At 69.7% G+C, this 561-nt stretch carries 1 protein-coding gene; it reads left to right on the top strand.

Annotated elements, in window-relative coordinates; all coding sequences use genetic code 11:
* Positions 1–134: 134 nt before the first annotated feature.
* A partial coding sequence (locus tag PGX04_RS28995; protein ID WP_273741661.1) for an AMP-binding protein occupies positions 135–561 on the top strand: 427 nt, incomplete at its 3' end.

Genomic DNA, 561 nt, shown 5'->3' with positions numbered 1-561 from the left:
GACCGTCGCCGAACTGGCCGACGACCCGCGACTCGAGCACGTCGACGTGACCGTCGACGCGCGGCGGTTCCCCCGCCTCTGAGCCGGCCGCGGTCGCCCGACCGTTTATGCCGGCCACCGTGGTAGGTCGTGCTATGGCGTGGCACGTTACGCTCGAGGGAGCGTCGTACGACGCGGCGCGCGAGTCGTTTTCGTGGGACGTTCCGTCCGGGTTCAACGCGGCGACCGACCTGGTCGGAAAGCACCCGGACGGCGATCGACCGGCGCTCTTTCAGGCCGCTCCGGACGGCAGCGCTGAAACCTACACGTTCGACGATCTCGATCGGCGGTCGAACGCCGTCGCCAACGCGCTCGAGTCGATGGGCGTCGATCGGGGCGACCGGGTCGGGGTCGTCGTCCCGCAGAAGCCGGCGAACGTTCTGATGCACTTGGCGTGCTGGAAACGCGGCGCGGTGTCGCTCCCACTATCGGTTCTGTTCGGCGACGACGCGCTGGGCTACCGATTGCGCGACAGCGAGGCGCGGGTCGCCGTCGTCGACGCCGCCCAGTGGGAGACGATCC

It is taken from the genome of Natrinema soli, assembly GCF_028618695.1.
Note: the sequence above shows the minus strand (reverse complement) of the source record. Positions and strands in the feature narration are given on the sequence as shown.